General features: G+C 66.8%; 21 protein-coding genes and 1 riboswitch. Of the genes, 13 read left to right on the top strand and 8 right to left on the bottom strand.

The features are described from left to right. Positions 1-89: 89 nt before the first annotated feature. The 8 genes from J2Y69_RS17850 to J2Y69_RS17815 all read left to right on the top strand — a co-directional run bounded on the left by J2Y69_RS17850 (position 90) and on the right by J2Y69_RS17815 (position 9517). Positions 90-1595: a fumarylacetoacetate hydrolase family protein gene (locus J2Y69_RS17850; RefSeq protein WP_310023296.1), complete on the top strand. Its 1506-nt coding sequence runs from the start codon at positions 90-92 to the stop codon at positions 1593-1595. Beyond that, positions 1592-2281: a GntR family transcriptional regulator gene (locus J2Y69_RS17845; protein WP_310023294.1), complete on the top strand. Its 690-nt coding sequence runs from the start codon at positions 1592-1594 to the stop codon at positions 2279-2281. The genes J2Y69_RS17850 and J2Y69_RS17845 overlap by 4 nt, the downstream gene beginning before the upstream one ends. Before the next feature lie 25 nt (positions 2282-2306). Continuing rightward, positions 2307-3809, top strand: a complete 1503-nt coding sequence (gene hpaE, locus J2Y69_RS17840) for a 5-carboxymethyl-2-hydroxymuconate semialdehyde dehydrogenase (RefSeq protein WP_310023305.1) — start codon at positions 2307-2309, stop codon at positions 3807-3809. A gap of 96 nt (positions 3810-3905) precedes the next feature. Next, positions 3906-5072 (top strand): 3,4-dihydroxyphenylacetate 2,3-dioxygenase, encoded by a 1167-nt coding sequence (hpaD, locus tag J2Y69_RS17835; protein ID WP_310023292.1) that lies wholly within the window; start codon positions 3906-3908, stop codon positions 5070-5072. Positions 5073-5509: 437 nt separating this feature from the next. Then, positions 5510-6295: a 2-oxo-hept-4-ene-1,7-dioate hydratase gene (hpaH, locus tag J2Y69_RS17830; protein WP_310023290.1), complete on the top strand. Its 786-nt coding sequence runs from the start codon at positions 5510-5512 to the stop codon at positions 6293-6295. Continuing rightward, positions 6280-7083 (top strand): HpcH/HpaI aldolase family protein, encoded by an 804-nt coding sequence (locus J2Y69_RS17825; RefSeq protein WP_310023288.1) that lies wholly within the window; start codon positions 6280-6282, stop codon positions 7081-7083. Before hpaH ends, J2Y69_RS17825 begins: the two co-directional genes overlap by 16 nt. Before the next feature lie 316 nt (positions 7084-7399). Next, positions 7400-8743, top strand: a complete 1344-nt coding sequence (locus J2Y69_RS17820; RefSeq protein ID WP_310023287.1) for an MFS transporter — start codon at positions 7400-7402, stop codon at positions 8741-8743. Between the two features lie 42 nt (positions 8744-8785). After that, complete coding sequence (locus tag J2Y69_RS17815; RefSeq protein ID WP_310023285.1) at positions 8786-9517, top strand: DUF6882 domain-containing protein; 732 nt, start codon at positions 8786-8788, stop codon at positions 9515-9517. A gap of 176 nt (positions 9518-9693) precedes the next feature. Here the strand turns inward: J2Y69_RS17815 and J2Y69_RS17810 are convergent, their stop codons facing one another. From J2Y69_RS17810 to J2Y69_RS17790, 5 genes are all read right to left on the bottom strand, one after another. Beyond that, the gene (locus J2Y69_RS17810; RefSeq protein ID WP_310023283.1) at positions 9694-10092 is read right to left on the bottom strand and encodes a hypothetical protein; all 399 of its coding nucleotides are present in this window, start codon (positions 10090-10092) and stop codon (positions 9694-9696) included. 661 nt (positions 10093-10753) lie between these two features. Continuing rightward, positions 10754-11257, bottom strand: coding sequence for a hypothetical protein (locus J2Y69_RS17805; protein ID WP_310023281.1), 504 nt, complete (start codon positions 11255-11257; stop codon positions 10754-10756). Between the two features lie 1123 nt (positions 11258-12380). Next, on the bottom strand, positions 12381-12782 hold the full coding sequence (locus tag J2Y69_RS17800) for a hypothetical protein (RefSeq protein WP_310023279.1): 402 nt from the start codon (positions 12780-12782) through the stop codon (positions 12381-12383). 1150 nt (positions 12783-13932) lie between these two features. Continuing rightward, positions 13933-14436 (bottom strand): hypothetical protein, encoded by a 504-nt coding sequence (locus J2Y69_RS17795; RefSeq protein WP_310023278.1) that lies wholly within the window; start codon positions 14434-14436, stop codon positions 13933-13935. 1040 nt (positions 14437-15476) lie between these two features. Continuing rightward, the gene (locus J2Y69_RS17790; protein ID WP_310023277.1) at positions 15477-15830 is read right to left on the bottom strand and encodes a hypothetical protein; all 354 of its coding nucleotides are present in this window, start codon (positions 15828-15830) and stop codon (positions 15477-15479) included. 445 nt (positions 15831-16275) lie between these two features. On the opposite strand from J2Y69_RS17790, the gene J2Y69_RS17785 reads away from it, so the two are divergent. Beyond that, positions 16276-18723, top strand: coding sequence for a CocE/NonD family hydrolase (locus J2Y69_RS17785; RefSeq protein WP_310023276.1), 2448 nt, complete (start codon positions 16276-16278; stop codon positions 18721-18723). 43 nt (positions 18724-18766) lie between these two features. Here J2Y69_RS17785 and J2Y69_RS17780 read toward each other — a convergent pair whose 3' ends face one another. After that, on the bottom strand, positions 18767-19243 hold the full coding sequence (locus J2Y69_RS17780; RefSeq protein WP_310023274.1) for a DUF4188 domain-containing protein: 477 nt from the start codon (positions 19241-19243) through the stop codon (positions 18767-18769). A 67-nt stretch (positions 19244-19310) separates the two neighbouring features. Here J2Y69_RS17780 and J2Y69_RS17775 point away from each other — a divergent pair, with 67 nt between their 5' ends. Together J2Y69_RS17775 and J2Y69_RS17770 are read left to right on the top strand one after the other, a co-directional pair. Continuing rightward, a complete protein-coding gene (locus tag J2Y69_RS17775; protein WP_310023271.1) occupies positions 19311-19925 on the top strand; it encodes a TetR/AcrR family transcriptional regulator in 615 nt (204 codons plus the stop codon). Between the two features lie 21 nt (positions 19926-19946). Further along, positions 19947-20537 carry a hypothetical protein gene (locus tag J2Y69_RS17770; protein WP_310023269.1) on the top strand — a complete coding sequence of 197 codons (591 nt, stop codon included), beginning with the start codon at positions 19947-19949 and terminating at the stop codon, positions 20535-20537. A gap of 216 nt (positions 20538-20753) precedes the next feature. Here the strand turns inward: J2Y69_RS17770 and J2Y69_RS17765 are convergent, their stop codons facing one another. Together J2Y69_RS17765 and glyA are read right to left on the bottom strand one after the other, a co-directional pair. Then, positions 20754-21638 (bottom strand): bifunctional methylenetetrahydrofolate dehydrogenase/methenyltetrahydrofolate cyclohydrolase, encoded by an 885-nt coding sequence (locus tag J2Y69_RS17765; protein WP_310023267.1) that lies wholly within the window; start codon positions 21636-21638, stop codon positions 20754-20756. 235 nt (positions 21639-21873) lie between these two features. After that, a complete protein-coding gene (gene glyA / locus J2Y69_RS17760; RefSeq protein ID WP_310023266.1) occupies positions 21874-23148 on the bottom strand; it encodes a serine hydroxymethyltransferase in 1275 nt (424 codons plus the stop codon). 34 nt (positions 23149-23182) lie between these two features. Next, a riboswitch (ZMP/ZTP riboswitch) is annotated at positions 23183-23265 on the bottom strand. A gap of 97 nt (positions 23266-23362) precedes the next feature. On the opposite strand from glyA, the gene J2Y69_RS17755 reads away from it, so the two are divergent. After that, a complete protein-coding gene (locus J2Y69_RS17755; RefSeq protein WP_310023264.1) occupies positions 23363-24907 on the top strand; it encodes a beta-N-acetylhexosaminidase in 1545 nt (514 codons plus the stop codon). Further along, the gene (gene nagA, locus J2Y69_RS17750; protein WP_310023262.1) at positions 24892-26076 is read left to right on the top strand and encodes an N-acetylglucosamine-6-phosphate deacetylase; all 1185 of its coding nucleotides are present in this window, start codon (positions 24892-24894) and stop codon (positions 26074-26076) included. Before J2Y69_RS17755 ends, nagA begins: the two co-directional genes overlap by 16 nt. Positions 26077-26162 lie beyond the last annotated feature (86 nt).

Genomic DNA, 26162 nt, shown 5'->3' with positions numbered 1-26162 from the left:
TTGCCGGGGGTGGACACGATGATATACGATTTCAGATACAACGCCAAGGACGGAGCTGCCGCCCTGGTCTGATCCGCGAGGAGGCGCCCATGAACTCTCCGATCCCCCGGCCCGGAAAGATCGTCGCGATCCACCTGAACTACGTCTCCCGTGCCGATCAGCGGGGGCGACGGCCTGCGGCCCCCTCCTACTTCTTCAAGCCGGCCAGCTCCGTCGCCGGCACCGACGGCACGGTCGAGCGCCCCGCCGGCACCGAGCTCCTCGCCTTCGAGGGCGAGATCGCGCTCGTCATCGGCACCGCCGCCCGCCGGGTCTCGGCGGACGAGGCCTGGTCCCACGTCTCGCACATCACCGCGTCGAACGACCTCGGTCTCTACGATCTGCGGGCGAACGACAAGGGATCCAACGTCCGTTCCAAGGGCGGCGACGGCTACACCCCGCTCGGCCCCGTCCTCATCGACGCCGCGCTCGTCGATCCGGCGGCGCTCCGCGTCCGCGCCTGGGTCAACGGCGCGCTCCGGCAGGACGACACGACCGCGGGGCTGCTGTTCCCGCTCCCCCAGCTCGTCGCGGACCTCTCCCAGCACTTCACGCTGGAGCCGGGGGACGTCATCCTCACCGGCACCCCTGCGGGCTCCAGCGTGATCGTGCCCGGCGACGTCGTCGAGATCGAGGTCGACGCCCCCGACAGCCCGGACGTCCCGTCCTCCGGGCGACTGCGCACCACGGTCGTCCAGGGCGAGGTCCCCTTCGACCCGGCGCTCGGCTCCCTCCCCGCCGTGGACGACCTGCAGCGCGCCGAGGCCTGGGGTTCGCGCGAGAGCGCAGGGCTTCCGGCTGAGGGTTCGTGCGAGAGCGCAGGGCTCCCGGCGGAGAGCTCCCGCGAAGCCGCGGCCCCCGCCCTCTCCCCTGAGCTCCGCGCGAAGCTGACGGCGGCGCCCACCGCAGGCCTCTCGGCCCAGCTGCGCAAACGGGGGATCAACGCGTGCGTCATCGACGGGGTCGCGGCGAACCGCCCCGGCCTCAAGCTCGTCGGCACCGCCAAGACCCTCCGTTTCGTCCCCGGTCGCGAAGACCTCTTCGCCAGCCACGGCGGCGGCTACAACGCCCAGAAGCGCGCCTTCGACGCCGTCGCGGAGGGCGAGGTGATCGTGATCGAGGCCAGGGGCGAGACCGGCTCCGGCACCCTCGGCGACATCCTCGCCCTCCGCGCCAAGGCCCGCGGTGCGGCGGGGGTGGTGACCGACGGCGGCGTGCGCGACTACGACGCCGTCGTCGAGATCGGCCTTCCGGTCTTCTCCCGCGGAGCGCACCCCTCCGTCCTCGGCCGGCGTCACGTGCCGTGGGACGTCGACGTCACGATCGCCTGCGGCGGCGCCACCGTGCAGCCGGGCGACGTGATCGTCGGGGACGGCGACGGGGTGATCGTGATCCCGCCGTCGATCGCGGAGGAGGTCGCCGACGCCGCCATCGCCCAGGAGGAGGAGGACGCCTGGATCGCCGAGCAGGTCGCCGCCGGCCACCCCGTCGACGGGCTGTTCCCGATGAACGCCGACTGGCGTGCGGCCTACGAGGCGGCGAAGGAGCGTCGATGACGATCGTGCAGGAGGGCAGCAAGTCGGAGCAGGCGTACGCCTGGATCCGCGACCGCATCGCCGGCCACGCCTTCGGCCCCGGCTACCGACTGGTCCTCGGGCCGATCGCGGAGGAGCTGGGGATGAGCGTCGTGCCGGTGCGCGAGGCGATCCGGCGCCTGGAGGCGGAGGGGCTCGTGACCTTCGAGCGCAACGTCGGCGCGCGGGTCTCGCTCGTCGACGAGGTCGAGTACGCGCACACGATGCAGACCCTCGGGCTGGTCGAGGGCGCGGCGACCGCGCTGTCGGCGCCGTTCCTCGATCGGGAGTCGCTCGACCGCGCCCGCGAGGTCAACGACCGGATGGGGCACCTGCTCGGAGACTTCGACCCGCACGCGTTCACCGAGCTCAACCGGCAGTTCCACTCCGTGCTGTACGAGCCCTGCCCCAACCCGCACCTGCTCGACCTGGTGCACCGCGGGTGGGCGCGGCTGTCCGGCATCCGCGACTCCACCTTCGCCTACGTCCCCGGGCGCGCGCGGCACTCGGTGGAGGAGCACGCGCAGATCCTCGACCTCGTCCGCGCCGGGGCCGACCCGCTCGAGATCGAGCTCGCCGCCCGCAACCATCGCTGGCGGACGATGGACGCCTTCCTGACCGCCCGGCACACCGAGACGGCACCCCCGACCGCGAGAACCACCGCCTGACCGCGAGAACGACAGAAGGACGATGATGACCGACGCCTACATCCCGGCAGACCTGCCGGAGAAGATCCAGCACTACATCGACGGCGAGTTCGTCGACTCCCTCGACGGCGACACGTTCGAGGTGCTCAACCCCGTCACCAACGAGACCTACGTGCACGCCGCGGCCGGCAAGAAGGCCGACGTCGAGCGTGCGGTCGCCGCCGCCCGGCGCGCGTTCGAGGAAGGCCCGTGGCCGCGGATGGTCCCCCGCGAGCGCAGCAGGGTCCTGCACCGGATCGCCGACATCGTCGAGTCGCGGGACGCGCGCCTCGCGGAGCTGGAGTCCTTCGACTCCGGCCTGCCGATCACGCAGGCGCTCGGCCAGGCCCGCCGCGCCGCGGAGAACTTCCGGTTCTTCGCCGACCTGATCGTCGCCCAGGCCGACGACGCCTTCAAGGTCCCCGGCCGCCAGATGAACTACGTCAACCGCAAGCCGATCGGCGTCGCCGGCCTCATCACGCCGTGGAACACGCCGTTCATGCTGGAGTCCTGGAAGCTCGGCCCGGCGCTCGCGACCGGCAACACCGTGGTGCTCAAGCCCGCCGAGTTCACGCCGCTGTCGGCATCGCTCTGGGCCGGGATCTTCGAGGAGGCGGGGCTCCCCCGCGGCGTGTTCAACCTCGTCAACGGCCTCGGCGAGGACGCCGGTGACGCGCTCGTCAAGCACCCCGACGTGCCGCTGATCTCGTTCACCGGCGAGAGCCGGACCGGGCAGATCATCTTCGGCAACGCCGCCCCCTTCCTCAAGGGCCTGTCGATGGAGCTCGGCGGCAAGAGCCCCGCCGTGGTGTTCGCCGACGCCGATCTGGACGTCGCGATCGACGCCTGCATCTTCGGCGTGTTCTCCCTCAACGGCGAGCGCTGCACCGCGGGCTCGCGCATCCTCGTCGAGCGCTCGGTGTACGACGATTTCGTGGAGCGCTACGCCGCGCAGGCGAAGCGCGTGAAGGTCGGCCATCCGCACGACCCCGCCACCGAGGTCGGCGCGCTCGTGCACCCGGAGCACTACGACAAGGTGATGAGCTACGTCGAGATCGGCAAGACCGAGGGCCGCCTCGTCGCCGGCGGCGGACGTCCCGAGGGCTTCCCGACCGGCAACTACGTCGCCCCGACCGTGTTCGCCGACGTCTCCCCGGACGCCCGGATCTTCCAGGAGGAGATCTTCGGCCCTGTCGTCGCGATCACCCCCTTCGACACGGAGGAGGAGGCGCTCGCCCTCGCCAACAACACCCGGTACGGGCTCGCCGCCTACATCTGGACGAACGACCTCAAGCGCGCGCACAACTTCGCGCAGTCGGTCGAGGCCGGGATGGTGTGGCTGAACTCCAACAACGTGCGCGACCTCCGCACGCCGTTCGGCGGCGTGAAGGCCTCGGGCCTCGGACACGAGGGCGGCTACCGCTCGATCGACTTCTACACCGACCAGCAGAGCGTGCACATCACGCTCGGCGCCCCTCACAACCCGACGTTCGGCAAGCAGGACCGCTGACCCCGCTTCCCGTCGCGATCTCTGCCGCCCACCGCACGTCGATGCGGCAGAGATCGCGACGGGAGCATCCGACGCTCAAGCAAGGACGCTGACATCATGACCAACCGTGAAGAAATGACCCTCACCTCCTCGGGCTACTACGTCTCGCAGGAGGCCCCGATCCGCTCGGACAACCCGGTGCCGACCCCGGCCGCGACGCCGCCGGACATCCTCCGCTGCGCCTACATGGAGCTCGTGGTTACGGATCTCGCCGCCTCGCGGCAGTTCTACGTCGACGTGCTGGGTCTGTACGTCACGGAGGAGGACGACGAGGCGGTCTACCTCCGCTCGACGGAGGAGTTCATCCACCACAACCTCATCCTCCGCAAGGGCCCCGTCGCCGCGGTGGCCGCGTTCTCGTACCGCGTGCGGACGCCTGCGGACCTGGACCGGGCCGTGGAGTTCTACACCGAGCTCGGCTGCGACGTCCGGCGCGCGGAGTCCGGCTTCGTCAAGGGCATCGGCGACTCGGTGCGCGTGGTCGACCCGCTCGGCTTCCCGTACGAGTTCTTCTTCCAGACCGAGCACGTCGAGCGGCTCTCCTGGCGCTACGACCTGCACACCCCCGGCGAGCTCGTGCGCCTGGACCACTTCAACCAGGTGACCCCGGACGTCCCCCGCGCCGTGCGCCACTACCAGGACCTCGGCTTCCGGGTGACGGAGGACATCCAGGACGAGGAGGGGACGGTGTACGCCGCCTGGATGCGCCGCAAGCCCACCGTGCACGACACGGCGGCGACCGGAGGCGACGGCCCCCGCATGCACCACGTCGCCTTCGCCACGCACGAGAAGCACAACATCCTCGCGATCTGCGACAAGCTCGGCGCCCTCCGCCGCTCCGACGCGATCGAGCGCGGACCCGGCCGCCACGGCGTCTCGAACGCGTTCTACCTCTACCTGCGCGACCCCGACGGCCACCGGGTCGAGATCTACACGCAGGACTACTACACCGGCGACCCCGACAACCCCGTCATCACCTGGGACGTGCACGACAACCAGCGCCGCGACTGGTGGGGGAACCCGGTCGTGCCGTCCTGGTACACCGAGGCCTCGCTCGTGCTCGACCTCGACGGCAACCCGCAGCCGGTGATCGCCCGCACCGACAGCAGCGAGATGGCCGTGACCATCGGCGCGGACGGCTTCTCGTACACCCGCAAGGCCGAGGGTGAGGAGCCCATGCCGGAGTGGAAGCAGGGCGAGTACAAGCTCGGCCACCAGCTCTAGCCGGCGGCCCGTCCGGGGAATCGGTGGGCCGGGTCCGGGCGGGGTCCGGGTCCGGGTCCGGGTGGGTCCGTCTGGATCGGGACCGGGTCGAGACCGTCCGGGTCGGGACCGTCCGGGTCGGGACCGTCCGGGACCGGTCGGCATGCCTCAGCTGGCGGGACCGGGGGGCATGCGTTACCTGCATGGAGATCCCCCGGATGGCGGACCATTCAGAACGACCACTCCCGCCACGCGAGGAAACTCCCGCCACCCGTCCGCAGGCAGCCCCACCGTGTCCCACTTTTGGCGCACCATGTCCCACTCTCTGTCCTCCAGCCCCGAATCGACGACCAGAAGTGGGACACGGACGCCGGACACGGACGCCGAACACGGACATAGACCGCAGGCCCCGCCCCGCCAAGGGTGCGAACCGAGACCGTATGAGAAAGGATGGCCCCATGCTCACCCCCGAGACCATCGCGCAGATCGCCGCGGAGCTGGCCGAGGCCGATCGCGCCCACAGCGTCATCCCGCGCATCACGGCACGGTATCCGGATGCCACCGTCGAGGACTCCTATGCGATCCAGGGCGTGTGGCGAGATGCGCAGATCGAGGCGGGGCGCCGTCTCGTCGGGCGCAAGATCGGCCTGACCTCCAAGGCGATGCAGCAGGCCACGGGCATCACCGAGCCCGACTACGGCGTGATGTTCGACGACACCGTGTGGGAGAACGGCGCGCAGATCCCGTTCGACGACTTCTCCAACGTGCGCATCGAGGTCGAGCTCGCCTTCGTCCTGAAGGAGCCGCTGGAGGGACCGCACTGCACGCTCTTCGACGTGCTGCGCGCGACGGAGTACGTCACCCCCGCCCTCGAGGTGCTCAACTCGCACATCGAGCTCGAGGGCCGGACGATCGTCGACACGATCTCGGACAACGCGGCCTACGGCGGCATGGTGCTCGGCGGCATCCCGATGCGGCCGGACCAGATCGACCTGCGCTGGGTGTCGGCGATGCTCTACCGCAACGAGACGATCGAGGAGACGGGCGTCGCCGCCGGCGTCCTCAACCATCCGGCCACGGGCGTCGCGTGGCTGGCGAACAAGTTCCACCAGCACGGCGCACGGCTGGAGGCCGGCGAGATCATCCTGGCGGGGTCCTTCACCCGGCCGATGTGGGTCTCGCGCGGCGACAGCGTGCTGTGCGACTACGGACCGATGGGAACCATCACATGCCGCTTCATCTAGACCCGTCCTTCCGCGAGCGGCTGTCCAGCGCTGCCCGACCGCTGATCGGCATGTGGGCGTGCTCGGGCAGTCCGCTCGTGACCGAGGTCGCCGCGGGCTCCGGGCTCGACTGGCTGCTGATCGACATGGAACACTCCGCGAACACCCTGGAGTCGGTCCTGGTGCAGCTGCAGGTCGCCGCCGCGTACCCGATCGTGCCGGTCGTCCGGGTGCCCTTCAACGACGTCGTGGCGATCAAGCAGGTCCTCGACCTCGGCGCCCAGAACCTGCTGGTGCCGATGGTGTCCTCCGCCGAGGAGGCCCGTGCCGCCGTGCGCGCCGTGCGCTATCCGCCCGACGGGGTCCGCGGGGTCGGCAGCGCCCTCGCCCGGAGCGCCCGGTGGAACCGCGTCGACGGATACCTGCAGGACTCCGCCCTGCACACGTCGCTCACGGTGCAGGTCGAGAACGCGGCTGGCGTCGAGGCGGCCGCCGAGATCGCCGCCGTCGACGGGGTCGATGCGGTCTTCGTCGGCCCGTCCGACCTCGCCGCGTCCCTGGGGCATCTCGGCCAGCAGACGCATCCGGAGGTGCTGGACGCCGTCGCACGTACCTTCGCCGCGGTGAAGGCCGCGGGCAAGCCCGTCGGCGTCAACGCCTTCGATCCGGTCGCTGCCGATGCCTACATCGCCCAGGGCGCCGACTTCGTGGCCGTCGGCGCAGACGTCGCCCTCCTCGCCCGGGCCTCCGAGTCCCTCGCCGCACGCTTCATCCCCGCCTCCGACGGAACCGATCGCGAGAGCTACTGACCCCCGGGGCTCCGATCGGGTGACTCACGGCCCGACATGTTCCGTGGGCTTCCGTGACGTTCCGTGGATCGTCCGGGACCGATTCCTCACTCGGCCGTGCACACCTGCACGATCCCGGCACGGGTGCATGACAAATCACCCGGATCCGTCGTGCATCCGTGCCACCGTCGTGCATCCGTACTATCACGATGCCCACCCGCAACATTCCTCTGCCCGTGTACACCTCGGCCGCGCACACCTGCACGATCCCGGCACGGGTGCACGACAAATCACCCGGCCCCGTCGTGCACCCGTGCCATCGTCGTGCACCCGTGCAATGACGGCACCCCGCCCCCGCCTACCCGCGGTCTCCGCCCACCCGCACACCCATCGCGCCTCGCCCGTCAACCACCTCCCCGATAGGCTGGTCGGTCATGAGCGCGAGCAGGACGATCTGATGCGGGGGCTCGCGGCTCTCGGCGACCGCGGCTTCCGGTGGTTCTTCCTGGCGAGGGCGCTCACGCTCATCACCGGGTCGATGTCGTCGATCGCACTCGCCTTCGCCGTGCTGGAGATCGACAACAACGCCGGATCCCTGTCGATCGTGCTGACCGCCTACACGGTCGCCAACATCGTGTTCCTCCTCCTCGGCGGGGTGGTCGCCGATCGTCTGCCGCGCGCGCTCATCATCCAGAGCTGCTACGTGATCGACATCCTCTCGATCGGCGCGATGGCAGCCCTGATGTTCAGCGGGAGCGCGACCGTCCCGCTCCTCGCGGCGCTGGCCTCGCTCAACGGCGCCTCGTCGGCGTTCGTGATGCCGGCGATGCAGGGGATCATCCCGCAGCTCACCACCCCGGCCCATCTGCAGCAGGCCAACGCCATGCTCTCCTTCGTGCGTTCGGCTGTGACGATCATCGGACCGGTGATCGCCGGGGTCCTCGTGGCCACCGCGGGACCGGCCTGGGCGATGGTCGTGCAGGCCGCGGGCTGGGCGTTCGCGATCCCGCTCCTCGCGATGGTCCGCCTCCCACCTCCCGTCCGCGGCGAGCGGACCTCGATGGTGCGCGACCTGCACGATGGCTGGCGCGAGTTCTGGATGCGACCGTGGCTGTGGACGGTCGTCCTGGCGTTCATGGTCCTCAACGCCGTGCACATCGGGGCCTGGGGCGTCGCAGGCCCCTACATCGCCCGGAACGAGCCGCTCCTCGGGATCGCAGGCTGGGGATGGGTGCTCAGCGCGGAGGGCGCAGGCGTGCTGGTGATGACGCTCATCCTGATGTGGGTGCCGCTGCGTCGACCGCTGCGGCTCGGCATACTCGGGATGGCGTTGTTCGCGATCCCGCTCGCCCTGCTCGGCCTGCATCCGGCCGTGGTGCTCGTCGCGATCGCCGCCTTCATCGCCGGGGCCGGGATCGAGGTCTTCAGCACCGGTTGGAACGTGGCGATGATGGAGAACATCCCGCTCGATCGCCTCTCGCGCGTCTCCAGCTACGACATGCTGGGGAGCTTCGTCGCGATGCCGGTCGGAACCCTCGTCTTCGGCTGGCTGATCAGCAGGGTCGATCCGACGACCCTCCTCCTCGGGTCGGCGGTCGACTACGCGACGGTCGCGCTGGCGACGGTGCTCGTGCCGAGCGTGTGGCGGATGGGCAGGGTGCCGAGCGCGGTCGAGCGCTGACCGGCCTGGCGTTTTCATAGCTTGGCGGGCGAGACTGTCGCCATGAGCTTCGACGTCCTCGCTCCCCTCGCCGACCGTGCCGCCCTCTTCGTCGCCCTCCGTCAGGACGCCCTGGTCGCCGCGACCGACGCCCTCGGCGAGCACCGCTGGGACGCCGACATCGCCGCGGGGACGCTGACCTTCTCGGCGAAGGACGATCCGAGCAGGCAGCTCGCGACCAGGGCGCACCTCGTCGCGACGATCGCGCCCGGCCCGAGGTCGCTGCTCTGGGCCTGGGCGCATCCTCAGGGCGACGGCGCCGGCGTCTCCGCGGCATTGCGCGACTACGGCACGACGCACGGGATCGCCGCGCTGTCCGAGGCCGAGCTGCCCCTCCCGACCGACATCGGCGAGGACGTGGACGGCTGGATCGAGCAGGCAGCGCACGAGGTCGGAGCGGTCGCGGTGGAGATCACCGGACGCTCCCCCTATTACTCGGCGCCGGTCGGCGGCGGCACGCGAGCCGTGTTCGTGCTGGACGCCCCGCTCCCGCCGCTCACCGTCGCGGCTGCGGTCACCGCGCTCCCCCGGATCCTCGCCGCTGTCACGCCCACGGACCCCCGGACCTCGGTGTGGGACCTCGCCCGCCTCGCGGGCTGGAACCTGCAGTGGACAGACGAGGCCTACTCCGGCGCGATCGTCTCCGACAGCTCCGGATCCGCGACCTTCCGCTTCGACGAGCAGGCCCGCATCGCCGGAATCGAGAGCACGCTCACCGGAGCGCCGCAGGGCTGAGAGCTGTCGCTACTTCCGGGCGGATACAACCGAGAGAAGAATCCGGACGCAAGAGGCGCGCAAACGACAATGACAGAGCCAAAGATGGCCACGACGGCAACAACGGCGAGAATCACGATCGTTGCCACTGCCTTCTTCACTGACAGACCGTCTCCCTACGCTGGAATCACGGCAATCTAGTCTGTGGCAAACATGACAAGGTTTCCGTCGCAGAGCTCCTGCCCTACACTGTGCCAGTCATACGTACCAAACCTGCCAAGACGAGGAATAATAAGAACATTTCCACCGGGATATGTGACAACAATTCTCCCGCGATCATCACTCGCCCATTTCGCGTCACCAGAGTACAACTCACCCGACGCCGCCACGCATTTCTCCTTGCCCGAGGCACGAATTTCACCTCCAGGCGCGTCCCGCAACGAGGCCGAGCCGTCCTCGTATAGCGTGACCCGAACATCTTTCCAAGGCTCGCTATCCTCATAGTAGGCGATCCGCCACACAACTGGATACTTCATCTGCTCATCAAAGGCCGAACGCGATGATTGAGGCGCGAAAAGTATCGCGAGAATGGACATCGCGAGAATGGGCGGCCCTAAGATAATTGCGACGAGTAGCCACCATCGCCTCTTCATCTCATCACCAATCCACTGGAGAGTAAAGTTTCACAAACCATCCGCATCGCCTCTTGTCGGAGCGCTTCCGGCACTGGCAGCCTCTTCTACTGACCACTCATCCCGCAGGGAGTCGATCCGATTTGTCCGTCTTCGTATAGGTAGTCGTCCGGACCAAGCCTTCCAAGATCCAGCCGACTGAAGTACGGCCAAACATACTGAAATTCGCGACTACCGTCGACTCGATATCCGATGCGAACAGTGAAGTTCTCGTACTCTTCCACATCCGGCAAAGCGCTCAGGGTGGAAAAGTTCATACCTCCAAAAGGAACACCCAGCTCGATCGTTCCTCCATCACCTATCCGTTCCGTAGGCGAGGAAGCGAACGTCTCCATCGACGTGACCCAGTCCGCGCCTTCCTCGCGATAGCTTACAGATATTCCAGTCACCTCCACCGGCCCGACACACAACGCGGCCTCAAGTCCGCTCGACGTCTTATGCAGAGAGACCGGACGCACAGGGCCAGGGAGACAACCCGTGAGTGCAAGAGAAGCCAGAGAAGCGAGAGCCGTCGTCGACAACACGCGATAGATTCCCCTGGAAGAGTGTATTCTCATGCTACCTGTTACCCCCGCGCACTGGCCATTCCACATGGATCCTCGGAAACTGTACCCTCTGCCCATATCCATTTCCCTGCCGGCCAGCTTTCGAACCTCTCTCCATCAGACGATCTGAATCCAGCCATAAGTGAGCCCCGCTCAGAATACGAATCTTCGTATGTCACGATGATCCCAATCCGTGTCACGCCGTCGAGCTCACGCAACTTCGCTATGTCACCGCTTTCGATCCGCCAGCCGTCCACCAGATCATCAAGGGCCAACGAGCTCCGATCCTCTAGGACTTCATTGCCATATACCTCCAGTACGAGCTCCTCCGCATAGAACACTTTCAAGCTGGTAACCTCAGCCGTTCGAGCACACCAGCTCATGGCAAGTGAGTCACCAATCTTGCCTGCCGAAATTGGAACGTCGAGGGGAACACCGGGAAGAAGCCAACACGAGGTCAACCCAACAAGCAATAGTCCAGAGAGCATGGATACTACCGCCGCCCTCTCGAAACGGTCTAGCATTTGCGCCCTCCTGTCGTGATTCGTGGCACGCCGGACCGGAGTCTCAGTCGCGAGCCTCAGCTCGAAGCAAGAAGAGGTTGTCTTTCTCGCTTATACTGTCCGGATCCCCAATGCCAAGAATAAGAGATATGCTTCCGTCCGGAAGCTCCCAAGCGATCATGTTGACACTGCCCATGCACGGCTGTTTAAAGGAAATCCATATGTACTCTGGATACTTATCTCTAGTTTTCCAACTCCCCGAGTACGATCCCCGATCCGACCAATCAATCCCCTCCGTATTTCGCAAATGTGCGTCGTAACATGCAAGCTGGTTTGGCCAACCTGTTCCGGTAGCTAAACCGTCAGCGTCCAGTCGCAGCGTCGCCGCCCCAGGGTCATCTTTCACAACCCAACTGCCCACGATGTCTTCTTTAGTTACTTCGCGCGCGGGCCCTGATGCATCAGAACAACCAGTGACGAGAAGCAGGAACGCGCCCACACAAGCCAGAAAAGCTAATCGAGCTTTCATCCGCACTCCGTCCAAATCATTGCCCACCATGCATCCGTTGATAGATCGCCTCGCCTACTATTTCGCCTTCCGCGGTCGCATCAAGCCAGAACACACCTAAATCGGTCTCATATGGATCCTCGAGCGCCGACCAGTCCTTAGCGAGCCCCCCAAGGAGATCACCCACGAGGACGTGGTTCGAATCCGAGGAACGGTATTCCGAAGGTAATGAGTCCAAACAAGATGCATATACATCCAACCATGACAACGACCCAAGGCCCCGATCGTGGCGGAAAGAAAAAATCGGTCTTTAAACACCCGACGACTAGCGAAAATGTAGAAGCGAAAAATCGGTCGATGCGCGGAGATAATAACAATGCCGACAACAATAAAGACTATAGCTGGCAAGAGATTTCTGAAGATCTGACTATCTATCATGACCAGGATCCCGTCACACTACATCCGCCTCCAAATCCGGTGGAGATTCCACTTCTCAGAGCAGCTTTCACTCGAATCCCTCCTCCGTCACCGAGTCCCACTAGATAGCGCTGCTGCACAACTGCCATTCACCAGGAAACCTGGAACACTTGGAGTTGCAGCTCCTACGTGAAGCAAGAGAAGGACGTGGATCCTCATTCACTCATCTTTCGCGCCGATCCTGCGTCTATCCGTGATTCGCAAGAATGATCGAAACACCCTCAACGTCATGATTGAAAAAAGCGCGCCTCCAACCCCGGATGCCACAAAGAAGAGGATACTTTGCGGATATGTCCAGACCGCCAGAAAGCTAAGAGGAGATGCGATCAACGGACCAGAGGATGCTGCCATGAAGATGCGATCGACGCGCTTGCGAAACAACCAAACAGCAAAGACACTGATTGGCGAGACGACAAGCATTCCAAAAACGGCACTTCCGAGCGCATAGGATTGAAAGGTTCCTTGCTCAATCGCGTAGCTTAGAGAAATGTCTCCAAACCGATAGATATAGAATGCATATCCGATTCCGAGTACCGCCCCAAATAGGGTATTTGCCACCACTATGGACAATGTTGTGGATATCCATCGCACGCGAAAACCTCTGCTCGTACTCACTATCTTGGATTCCGCGCGGCCGTTTGATCCCGAAGATTCTGCCGCCCGGTGTAGGCGGGAGCGCGGGCCAAACACAGCCCCCGCCCCTCTGCGCCTATGCCCCATGCCCTTGACCCAGTCCTTTTCTCGCCGCAACTACTTCCGACTCGAACCGCAGCTACCGATTACCCACGAGGACGTGGTTCGAATCCGAGGAACGGCAATAGAATCAAGACAAGGCCAAGGAGAATCCAAAGACAGCCGACCATTACAATGACCCATGGACCGGTCCTAACCGCGAAGAACATATCGGCCTCATCTTTGAATGCCTTACGCCCCGCCTTTTCAATGGCATCGTGAATCGGACGATGAGCCACGGCAAAGATAATGCCAACAACTATAAGACATATAGCAGGAATCAAGCTCCCGTTCATCTGAACTTCCACCCCATCTTGCCAACTGAAATTGGAACGTCGCGGGAAACACCAGGAAGATACCAACAGGCAGTCGGCCCGACCAGCAATAGTCCAGAGGACATGGATACTACCGCCGTCTTTTCAATACGGTCTAGCATTTACACCCTCCTACCGTGATCCGTGGCGCACTGGGGCGGGGTCTTAATCGCGAGTCTCAGCTCGAACCAAGAAGATATTGTCTTTCTCGCTTATGCTATCTGGATCCCCAATGCCCAGCTTAAGAACTATGCTTCCGTCCGGAAGCTCCCAGGCAATCACGTTAACACTGCCGATGCACGGCTGCCTAAGAGAAATACCTATGTGCTCTGGATACTTATCTCTAGCTTTCCAACTCCCCGAGTAAGATCCGCGATCGGACCAGTCAATCCCCTCCGTATCTCGCAAATGTGCGTCATAACATGCAAGCTGGTTTGGCCAACCCGTCCCAGTAGCTAGTCCTCCGGCATCCAGTCGCAGCGTCGCCGCCCCAGGGTCACCTTTCACAACCCAACTGCCCACGATGTCCTCCTCGGACACATCGCGCGCGGGCCCCGATACATCAGAACAACCCGTGACGAGAAGCAGGAACGCGCCCACACAAGCCAAAAGTGGGCCTCGTGCGCTCCCAGCACGACCTGGATCAAGAGCGGCCGTCGAGTATCTCATAGACCCGAGAACATACGTCGGTCCCACCATTTCACACCTTCGTCGCAGGTATATGTTGTCAACGAATCCCAATGAGCGATCGAGAATCTTTCCAGGCGCGCAGCCACGACCATTTCACCATCCTTGGTTCGAATTACAATCGTATTGCCGTCGACAAATGCCCAGGTAGCTGCCGAATCTGTTACCGCCACCACACCTTGTTGGCCATCAAGACACACTGTCGTGGATTGGGTCTGCCCGAGAACGCCAACATCGACAGCAGAAACTTGTGCCGAGCGATCGGCGTTCAGAACAATCCAGGCATCGAGTAGATGTGCGCCGTTATCGGGGTCAACGAGTCGATATGTCGCAGGAAGCTGCATACCCTCCGGACTGTAAAAACTCCAGCGCACCCATCCGTACCAAATGACGGCGAGAATTGCCGCGATGAGTCCTAGGGTGAAGACAACAAAGACCCAAACGCGACCGAACTGAAGACGCTTACCGTGGATCACAACCAATAACTCCTTCTAGAAGGTGCTCCAACTGGTCCTGCCAACCACCTATCCTGTACCCAACGGCGTTGTCTTGCGAAGGAAGGCATACGGAGTCGGGAAACCGTCCAGATCAGCACCTGGAGGGTAAAATCCGATCTCAAGATCACCACCCCTAGTCTCCTCCAATATTCCGAATGCAGTTGCCGCCGCACATTCGCCACCAAATCTCAAGGACATAGTTTGGGCCGCTCCAGGTTCCGATACCGACCACGTACCCGTAAACGACACATGCTCACTACCACCCTCCTGCTTTCTGCACATCAGACTTCTGGGCCATGAACGTGCTTCAAGACTGCCATCTTCATTTAGAGTGACAGAGCTCTCCTCGTCGACCGATACAGTCCATTCGCCGACAAGGTCACTAGCGTGAGCCCTTTGCACCGACGACCTCTCCCGGCTACAAGCACTAAGAGAAGCCATAAGACCAACTACTGCTAGGGCACACACGATTCGCACAACCCTATTTCTTATCATCCAACGGTCTCAATCGATCGACTGGGCTTACAATAGCGAACCACCCACAGTTTTGCCGCAAGGGAGGTGAATTGCTAACTACTTTCGAATGGAAATGACCGAAAAACTAATCGGATCCTGTCCGCAGATGGGCAATGTAGCTTCACTCCAATCGACGGAGCCAAACTTTCCGTTATCCGGAAATATGATCGAATCCCCTGTCTCAGAATGAATTCTGATACTGGCACCGTTCTGTTCCCACTGAACGCGTCCTTGAACCAATTCCCGTACTCGACGGACACATACCGTCTGATCTTCCTGTCGATCCACGGAACCCACAATGAGATTGGCAACTTCGGCGTTACCATTCTCGCTTATCTGTATGGACATCTCCTTTTCTATTGAACCATCCGAAATCCAGGTTATCGGAAATTCCAATTGATCGCCAGGAGAATCTAGGCGCAATATAGGCGCCCGAACTGCGATAAAAGTAACAAAAATCGCCACTACAGCAACTATTGAAATAGTCAACAGCGCGACTATTACTTTCTTCATTTCGTGTCGACCGGGACCCACGCACCGCCCTGATCGACTCGGACGGGGACCGTCGACTCCTCGAGCTGCATCGTCCCATCCGGGAGCGCGGTCGTCAGCGTCGTCGGCGTCGTCAGCTCCTCGACCACCGCCGGCTCCCCCGAGGAGACGGCCAACGCGGTCGCCTCGACCGAGGCCCGATCCGCCTCCGACGACTCGGATACCGCGTCAGAGGGGACCTCGGTCGCGCGGGCCGCCGCCAGCTCCCTGGTCAGCGGTGACGGGGAAACAGGCACCGCCTCTGCGGGGCTCGCCGCGAGGACGGCGGCGAGCGATGCGGCGACGATGGCGTACACGGGCTTGGCGCGCATGGCACCCCTTCTGCACCGTGCGAGACGGCGACGAGAACCGACCGCCCGATGGGCGGCGCGAACGAGAAAACCTTCGTTCGACGATGGACTCTCGTATCGGTCATCTGTTCTGCGCGCGTGTCGTCTTCAGCAAGCCGCTCGTCGATGTCCGAAGAATGGCATAAGGACGCGAACCGGCACGACCATCGGCCGGACGGGGCGGCGCGACCCGTCGTCTGCGGCGACGAGTTCCGCGGAAAATCGGGAGAATCGTGACTCCAGGCGCTGAGGATTACCTGCGTAGTCCCCCTTAGTGGGTGTGCGGAGGACGGTTCCCGACCGTTGACGACTTCCTGGCGCACCGTCGCGGTGACCGCCGCAGGCTCGCTATCGTGGGGCGGGTGTGTCGACACACGTCGAGGCAGCGCACAACGCACCGCCTCTCTCATCGGACCGAAGGAGTTCCGTGATTTCCGTGTACCCCCGCCGTGCGCTCGCCGGCCTCACCCTCGTCGCGGCCACGGCCGCGGCCGTCCTCGCCGGGGCGCCATCCGCCCTGGCCGCCCCGGAGAACGCACCGCCGGACACCCCGTATCAGCCGACCGTCGTGGACGGCGAGGCGCAGGCGACCCTCGACCCCAACGACGTGACGAAGAGCGAGATCTGGATCAAGACCTCCGTCGACACCGACCACGACGGGGCGCCGGACGAGCTGTACGCCGTCCTGCAGGTCCCGAACGTCGCGAAGGACGGGGCGAAGGTCCCCACCGTCATCGCGGCCAGCCCCTACTACGGCGGGATCAAGGCCGTGCCGCAGCACGACCCCTACCGTGAGCTCTGGGATCCGAGCCAGCCGGTCCCCGAGCCGGCCTTCGGCACCTGGAACCGTCCGGGCGACGCAGACTCCGACTATCCGTCCCCTCGAGGGACGTACTGGCTGTCGCGCGGATTCGCGTTCATGGCGGTCTCCACGCTCGGCACGAACCTGTCCTCCGGGTGCCCGCAGATGCTCAACCGGGACGAGGCGGAGGCGAACAAGGCCGTCATCCAGTGGCTGACGGGCGAGGCGGGCGTCACCGCTCGTGACGCCTCGGGAAACCCCGTCACGGCCGCCGACTGGTCGGCGGGCAAGGTCGGCATGACCGGCACGTCCTATGACGGGGCGTTGCCACTGCTCACCGCCACCACCGGCGTCGAGGGCCTCGAGGCGATCGCGCCGATGGCTCCGGTGTCGAACTTCTACGACTACTACCACGTGGCCGGCGGCATGTACGGGCCGCAGGGGTACCAGGGCGAAGACCTGGACAACTACGTCCTCGCCCTCCTCACCGACGACCAGGACATCGCGACGTGCACCGGGACCGCCCAGGAGTTCGTCGAGCAGGAGAACCGCGCCTCGGGCGACTACAACGACTTCTGGGACGAGCGGAACCTGCTCAACTGGACCGGCAACGTGCACGCGGCGACCCTGATCGGCCACGGGATGGGCGACCTCAACGTGCGCGTCAGCCAGTCGACCGACTGGTACCAGGCGCTTCGCGCGCAGGGCACGCCCGCCCGGCTCTACCTGCACCAGCTGGAGCACGTGAACCTCGCGAACATCGAGACCTACCTGACGTACTGCCGCGACGACGCCGACAGCTGCTACGCCGGGGTCGATCCGGAGAAGGCCGCGGCCCTGGGGGACGACATCCCCTCATCGGGATGGCAGCCCAACCTCAACCGCTGGTTCACGCACTACCTGTTCGGTGTCGAGAACGGCGTGGAGAACGACCTCGGAGCCCGCGTCCAGCGCGAGGACTACTCCTGGATCGACGAGCCGGACGGCTGGCCCTCCACCGGTGCCGGCGAGGTCTCGCTCTATCCGACCGCCGGCGGCGACGGCCTCGGCGGACTGGAGGCGGAGGTGCGGACCGGGGCGGTCGAGACGACGACGTTCGCGGACGACTCCACGATCTCCCTCCAGACCCTCGTCGACGCATCGAGCTCGCCGAACCGGCTCGTCTACCAGAGCGCGCCGCTGGCCACCGATCTGCGGCTCAGCGGCACGGCGTCCGCGACGCTCGGCGTCGCGATCGACCGACCCGCCGCGAACATCACGATGGCGATCGCCGACCGCGCTCCGGACGGGACATCCCACATCATCGCGCGCGCCTGGACGGATCCGCAGAACCGGACCGACATCCGAACGACGGAGGCGGTCGTCCCCGGCACGCCGTACGACCTGTCCCTCGCCTTCGTGCCGACGGACTATCTGATCCCGGCGGGGCACTCGCTCGCGCTCCTCGTCGCGTCCAGCGACACCGAGACCTCGCTCCTGCCGCCCACCTCGACCGCGCTGACCGTCGACACGTCGGTGACCTCGATCACCCTCCCCGTGGTCGGCGCCACCGATGCGTCCCGCGCCGCGCTGGGCGCTCCGGGCACACCGGCGATCGCCGCCGCATCCGCCTCGGTGGTCGAGGGCGATGCGCAGACGATCACGGGCACGGGCCTCGCCCCGAACGCCGACCTCGTCCTCGGCGTCGACGGAGCGAGTGAGCCGATCGCCGTGCGCACCGGGGCGGACGGCACGTTCGCCCTCCCGCTCCCCGCGGGGGCGACCAGCGTCACCGGAACCCGCGCGGTCACCCTGACCGCCGGGCGGGCGACGATCGCCGGCACATCGTTCGAGGTGGTCCCGAAGGCCGTCGAGCCGACGCCGAGCCCGAGCCCGACGCCGATGCCGACGCCCTCCGGGACGCAGGCCCCGGGCGGCGGGCCGTCGGATCCGTCCGGATCCGGCCCTGGCACCGGAGCGCTCCCGGCCACCGGTGGCGAGATCGGGGCCGCGTGGATCGTCGGACTCGCCCTCTTCGCCGGAGGCCTCACCGCAACGGCCTTCGCCGCACGGCGCCGGAAGAACCGCGCCTGAGGACACCGCGAACCCGGCATAGTCCGGCATGAGGCACGGCCCGTCAGCGTCCCAGACGCTGACGGGCCGTGTTCTTGCCCGCGGAGACCGGCACGTGCGCGGTCGCCGCGGCGAGCCCGAAGGCCGGCATGTCCACGTAGACGGCCTCGAGATCGGCAACCGGGACCTGATACGTCTCGTGCCAGACCCCGACGCTCCCCGACCCCTGTGCCGTGCGCATGAACTCCCGCCAGGCGGCGAGGTGGGGCGCGTCCCGGTCGGCCGCGAAGCGCTGCAGATGCTCCGGGCTCTCCCAGTAGGAGAGCAGGATCGTCGTCCGGCCGAACCAGTTGTGCGCACCCAGCATCCCCGCCTCGGGATGGGCGGCGAGATGACGCAACATGGGCGCCATCCTGCTCGCCGTTCGCCAGACCCGGCCGATCTGCCACCAGCGGTTCGCGCGCATTCCGATCAGGAACACCGTGACGTCCTCACGAGCGGGCGCCGCGGTGAACCGTCCGGGGAAGACCTGTGCGGTCATGGTCGATCCTTTCAGAACATTGTTACCTAACATCGTTACGAAACGACGTTACGGTAGGATCGACGGCATGGCAAGACCCACGATCTACGACGAGACCCTGCGCGACCGGCTGCTCGACGCGGCTGCCGAGATCGTGGATCGCGACGGACCGGAACGGGTCTCTCTCCGCGACGTCGCCGCCAGCGCCGAGACCTCCACCTCCGCGGTCTACGCGCTGTTCGGCGGCAAGGCCGAGCTCCTCGCCGCGGTGATCGCCCACGGCTTCGCCTCGTTCGGCGCCTCTCAGCGCGCCGCCGAGGGGGCGGGGCTCCGACCTCTCGGCCTCGCCTATCGAGACTGGGCGCTCGCCCACCCCGCGCTGTACCGGCTCATGTTCGGCGGGGCATTGAGCCATCCGATGCCCGACGGCCGCTCCGAGTCCTCCTCCGGAAAGGACTGCGACGAACCATCCAGCGCCGAGGACGCGCTGCTCCCCCTCACCCGGGCGCTGACCGGCACCGGGACCGGCGAGGACTCCCCCGCCGTCCGACCGGAGGCCCGCGGCGACGCCGTGGCCGTCTGGGCACAGGTGCACGGCGCCGTGAGCCTCGAGCTCGCCCGGGTCGCGGCGCCCGAGACGGATTGGACGGCGGTCTACGAACGCGTGCTCGACGCCGTGGAGGCGTCCTTCCGCCGCATCTGATCCTGTGTCACGCTGGAGGGCATGAGAAACCTCGTCGTGCGCATCGCCTCGCTCTACGTCTTCAACGTCGTCGTGCTGCTCGCGATCGGACTGCTCCTGCCGACGGTGAGCGTGGGCTGGAGCGTCCTGTGGGCGGCCGTGGTCCTCACCGCCGTGACGATGCTCATCAAGCCCCTCCTCGCCCGCGCCTTCCGCGGTGCCGCGGCGAGGTCGTCCTTGTCCCGCACCGGCTTCGGCGAGAAGGCCGTGCAGTACGGGATCGTCTTCGTCGTCGAGCTGATCGTCTGGATCCTCACCGTCTTCTTCACCGGGGTCTCGGTGCGCGGCTTCTTCTGGGGGTACGTGATCCCGCCGGTGATGCTGCTCATCGCCTGGGTCATCTACGACCAGATCGACGATCGGATCCAGAACAAGGCCGGCGAGCTCTACGACGCCGCGGAATCGCGGATCAGCGGCCGCGGTGCGGGCGGCTCGGGTACCTCGGGCGCGGGTGGCTCGGGGGCGGCGAGCGCTGCGTCGCCGGCCGACCCTGCGGCGACGGCGACCGGACGTGCGGAGCTGAAGGACGGTCTGACGCCCGAGCAGCGCCGCATGCTCGACGAGCTCGGCTGACTCGCCCCTCCCGCGCTTTCCGCACGCGCTGCGCTTCCGCGCCTGCGCTGCACTTTCTTGCTCGCGCTGCAGCTTCCCGCAGGCGCTGTTCATTCCTGCGCCCGCGCTGCACTTCCCTGCTCACGCTGCGCAAACCACCGCAGCGCGAGCAGGAAACAGCAGCGCGAGAGGAAGCACGACACGGCAGCAACCCAGGGCGCGTGCTGCGGAGGGAGATCAGGAGAGGGTGACGCGCTCCGCGGCCTCGACGACGTTCGTCATCAGCAGGGCCACCGTCATGGGGCCGACACCGCCCGGGTTCGGCGAGATCCATCCCGCCACCTCGGCGACGGCCGGATCCACGTCGCCGTGCACCTTCGCCTTGCCGGTCTCGGGGTCGATCTCCCTCGTCACTCCGACGTCGAGCACCGCGGCGCCGGGCTTGACGTCCTCCGCGCGGATGAGGTGCTTGACGCCGGCGGCGGCCACGATCACGTCCGCCTCCCGCAGATAGCGGGGCATGTCGACGGTTCCGGTGTGCGTGAGGGTCACCGTCGCGTTGAGCTCACGACGGGTCAGCAGAAGACCGATCGAGCGCCCGATCGTGACGCCCCGCCCGACCACGACGACGTGCTTCCCCTTGAGGTCGTAGTCGTTGCGCAGCAGCAGCTCGATGACGCCGCGCGGCGTGCACGGCAGCGGCGTGTCGATCGGCCCGTTGACGTTGAGCACGAGACGCCCGAGGTTCGTCGGATGCAGACCGTCCGCGTCCTTGGCCGGGTCGATCCGCTCCAGGATCGCGTCGGTGTCGAGATGCCCGGGCAGCGGCAGCTGCACGATGTAGCCGTGGCAGGACGGATCGGCGTTGAGCTCGTCGATGACGCGCTCGACCTCCTCCTGCGTCGCGTCGGCGGGCAGCTCGCGCTGGATCGAGTTCATCCCGATCGCCTCGGACTGCCGATGCTTCATGCCGACATAGAGCTGGGAGCCGGGGTCGGCGCCGACGAGGACCGTCGCGATCCCTGGCACGACGCCCTTCGCGCGCAGCGCCGCCACGCGCTCACCGAGTTCCGCCTTGATCGCCGCCGCTGCGGCCTTCCCATCGAGGATTCTCGCGGTCATCTTCCTGTCCTTTCGTCTCCCCCACGCTGTGTCCGCGCACCTGGTGCGTATGCCCGCCTGCTGCCTCCGCCGCATCCCGGCATGCCGCCCGCCGCTCCCCTCCGCGAGACTGCACTTGCCCGCGAGACGGCACTGGCGTTCCGAGACTGCGCAGGAATCGCGCAGTCTCGGAACGCAGATGCCGTCTCGCGGAGAGAGAGCGAGAGCGAACGGGACGCCGGCGGGCGTGACGTCGTTACTGCGTCAGGCCCGGGTAGAGCGGGAACGCCTCGGCGAGGGCGTCGACGCGGGCGCGCAGCGCCTCGACGTCGGCCCCGGGCAGGAGCGCCAGGGCGATGACGTCGGCGACCTCGGTGAACTCCGCGTCGCCGAACCCGCGAGTCGCGAGCGCCGGAGTGCCGATGCGCAGACCCGAGGTCACCATCGGCGGGCGCGGGTCGTTCGGCACCGCGTTGCGGTTGACCGTGATGTGGATCTCGTGCAGGAGGTCCTCCGCCTGCTTGCCGTCGATCTCGGCCTCGCGGAGGTCGACGAGCACCAGGTGCACATCGGTGCCGCCGGAGCGGACCGCGATGCCCGCGTCCTTCACGTCCTGCTGCGACAGGCGGTCGGCGATGATCTTCGCGCCCCGGAGCACACGCCCCTGACGCTCCGCGAACTCCGGCGTGGCCGCGAGCTTGAACGCGGTCGCCTTGGCGGCGATCACGTGCATGAGCGGTCCGCCCTGCTGGCCGGGGAAGACCGCCGAGTTGATCTTCTTCGCGATGTCGGCGTCGTTGGTGAGGATGAAGCCGGAGCGCGGTCCGCCGATCGTCTTGTGCACGGTCGAGGAGACCACGTGCGCGTGCGGCACCGGGTTCGGGTGGAGCCCGGCGGCGACGAGGCCGGCGAAGTGCGCCATGTCGACCCAGAGGATGGCGCCGACCTCGTCCGCGATCTCGCGGAAGGCGGCGAAGTCCAGCTGACGGGGGTAGGCCGACCACCCGGCGATGATGACCTTGGGCTTGTGCTCCTGGGCGAGACGACGGACCTCGTCCATGTCGACGAGCGAGGTCTCCTCGTCCACGCCATAGGCGACGATGTCGTACAGCCGGCCGGAGAAGTTGATCTTCATGCCGTGCGTGAGGTGGCCGCCCTGGTCGAGCGACAGGCCGAGCAGGGTGTCGCCGGGGCGTGCGATCGCGTGCAGCACGGCGGCGTTGGCGGTCGCGCCGGAGTGCGGCTGGACGTTGGCGAACTCGGAGCCGAAGAGGGCCTTCGCCCGGGAGATCGCCAGCTCCTCGGCGACGTCGACCTCCTCGCAGCCGCCGTAGTAGCGCCGTCCGGGGTAGCCCTCGGCGTACTTGTTGGTCAGCACGGAGCCCTGGGACTGCAGCACCGAGACGGGCACGAAGTTCTCGGACGCGATCATCTCGAGATACGTGCGCTGGCGGGCCAGCTCGCGCTCGAGGACCTGCGCGATCTCCGGGTCGACCTCGGCGAGCGGCGCGTTGAAGTACGGGTCGGTCATGGCGTTCTCCTTTGATACGGATACGGAAGGGTCCCTCATCGGCCCAGGCGCGCGGTCGAATCCGTAACGGTCGCTCCCCGGTGGTGACCCACCCAGACGCCAGTCGCGACGGTCACAGCATAGCCGACCTCCCCGGCCCCGCCTCGCCCGTTCCCCCCGAAGCCCGCGACCGCGGGGATCGTCCCCTATGTGCATCGCACGGTAGGTTTTGTTCATGGTCTTGCCTGATCACCTCCCGCTGGTCCCCCACCCCTCGTCGGTCCGTCGTGGAGAAGGTGCTCTCGCCCTCGATGGGGCGCGGATCGTCGGCGTCCCCGCCATCGCCGCGCAGCTCGCCGCCGACATCACCGCGCGCACCGGCCGCCCGCACCTCGTCACCGACACCGCCGGCGACACCGACGCGAGCCCCACCGATGCGACCCCCGGAGACATCGTGCTCGCGATCGATCCCGCCGTCTCCTCCCCGGAGGGATACCTCCTGTCGGTCACCGACCGCGTCTCGCTCACCGGGCACGACGCGGCCGGCCTCTACTACGCGACCCGCACGCTGCTCCAGCTGCTCCGGGAGCACGACGGCGACTGGACGATCCCCCTCGTCGAGATCGAGGACGCCCCCCGCTTCGGCTACCGGGGCGTCATGCTCGACGTGGCGCGCCACTTCTTCGCCGTGGCCGACGTCGAGCGCTACATCGACAGCGCCGCGGACCTGAAGTTCAACGCCCTGCACCTGCACCTCACGGACGATCAAGGCTGGCGGATCCACATCGACGCCTGGCCGCTCCTGTCCGAGCGCGCGTCGACGACCTCCGCGAACGGCGACTCCGGCGGCTTCTACTCCACGGACGACTACCGCGGCCTCGTCGCGTACGCCGCCGCGCGGCACATGATCATCGTCCCGGAGATCGACCTCCCCGGGCACACCCACGCGGTCGGGACGGCCTATCCGGACCTCGTGGAGGAGCCGGTCATGAATGACGCGCTCCTCGCCGACGCCGCCCGTCTCGGGCAGGCGCTCCCTGTCCACGGCCTGCCCTACACCGGATGGGGCGTCGGGCACTCCTCGGTGCGGATCGGCGAGGAGCGGACGGACGACTTCGTCCGCGACGTCATCACCGAGATCGCGGCGCTCACGCCCGGCCCCTACCTCCACATCGGGGGCGACGAGTCGCTGGGCACGACGGCGGAGGACTTCGCCTCCTTCGTCGAACGCGTCTCCGCGCTCGTCGTGGAAACGGGCAAGACGCCCGTCGCCTGGCACGAGGCGGGCTCCGCCCCCGGCATCGCGACCGGCACCGTCGGGCAGTACTGGGGCAGCACGGCGCCCCAGGGCTCGCACGCCGAGGAGGCCAGGCGCTTCGTCGAGCGCGGCGGGGCGCTCATCATGTCCCCGTCGAACGTCGCCTATCTCGACATGAAGTACTCGGCGGACTATCCCCTCGGCCTCTCCTGGGCGGGGCTGGTCACCCTGCGCGACGCCTACGGGTGGGAGCCGACGACGATCATCGGCGGCGTCCCCGCCTCCGCGATCCTCGGCGTCGAGGCCCCGCTGTGGACCGAGACGGTGCACTCGCTCGCGGATGCTGATCGGCTGACGTTCCCCCGCGCCGCCGCCCACGCCGAGATCGCCTGGACCAGCCAGGACGCGCCGGAGCGGACCTGGGACTCCTTCCGCACCCGCGTCTCCGGCCTCGCACCGGCATGGAAGACTGCCGGGATCGACTTCCACCCCACAGAGGAGATCGCATGGCCGACGGCCTGACCGAGAGCACGACGAGCGGCTCGCTCGTCATCCATTCCGCCCGCATCGTCTCGGACGGGACGATCGTCGACGACGCCTGGGTGCGCTTCGACGACGGCCTCGTGTCCGCCCGAGGCACGGGATCCGACTGGACGCCCACCGATCGGACGATCGATGCGACGGAGGCGGCGGGGCCGGGCGCGCTGCTCGCCCCCGGCTTCGTCGACATCCACGTCCACGGCGGCGGCGGGGCGGCCTTCGACGACGGCGCCGACGCCATCCGGACCGCGAGGGCCATGCACCGCGCGCACGGCACCACCCGGGCGGTGATCTCCCTCGTGACGGCCTCGATCGACCGGCTGGCCGCATCGGTCGACGCGATCGCCGATCTGGTCGACACGGATCCGGACATCCTCGGCTCCCACCTCGAGGGCCCCTTCCTCGACCCCGGCCACAAGGGCGCGCACGACCCGGAGCTGCTGCGGCCGCCTGCCGCTGACGAGGTGCGGCGCCTGCTGGCCGCCGGACGCGGGACGGTCCGTCAGGTCACCCTCGCCCCCGAGCTCCCCGGCGCCATGGACGCCATCCGGCTCGTGGTGGAGTCGGGGGCCGCGGCCGCCGTCGGGCACACGGACGCCGATGACGCCACGCTGCGCGCGGCGTTCGACGCCGGAGCGACGATCCTGACCCACGCGTTCAACGCCATGCGCCCCGTCCACCATCGCGAGCCGGGGCCTGTCCTGACCGCCGCGGCCGACCACCGGGTGACGCTCGAGGCGATCGCCGACAACATCCACCTGCACCCGCACGTGATCAAGCTCGTGTTCGACGAGGCTCCGGGGCGCGTGGCCCTCGTCACCGACGCGATGGCGGCCGCGGGATCAGCGGACGGCGACTACGTGCTCGGCTCCCTCCGCGTCACCGTCACCGACGGCGTCGCGCGGGTCGACAGCGGATCGATCGCCGGCTCCACCCTCACCCAGGACGTCGCGCTGCGCCGTGCGGTCGAGGCCGGAGTCGCCGTCGAGGACGCGGTGCTTGCCCTCACCGCCACCCCCGCCAGGGCGATCGGACTCGGCCACGCCCTCGGCTCCCTCGCCCCCGGCCACGCCGGGGATGCGGTGCTGCTGGGCGCGGATCTGTCCGTGGCCCGCGTCTGGACGGGCGGAGCCGTCTCCCGCGGGTTATAGGCCAGAAAGAGTGGATGGGTTCTTGACATAGCCGCGTGATTTCGCGGTAGAACGGGGGTCGTCATGGTCTGCGAGGCTTACTCGTG

It is taken from the genome of Microbacterium resistens, assembly GCF_031456305.1.
In the GTDB taxonomy this organism is placed as follows: Bacteria; Actinomycetota; Actinomycetes; order Actinomycetales; family Microbacteriaceae; genus Microbacterium; species Microbacterium resistens_A.
This window is presented reverse-complemented; position numbering and strand designations above follow the sequence as displayed.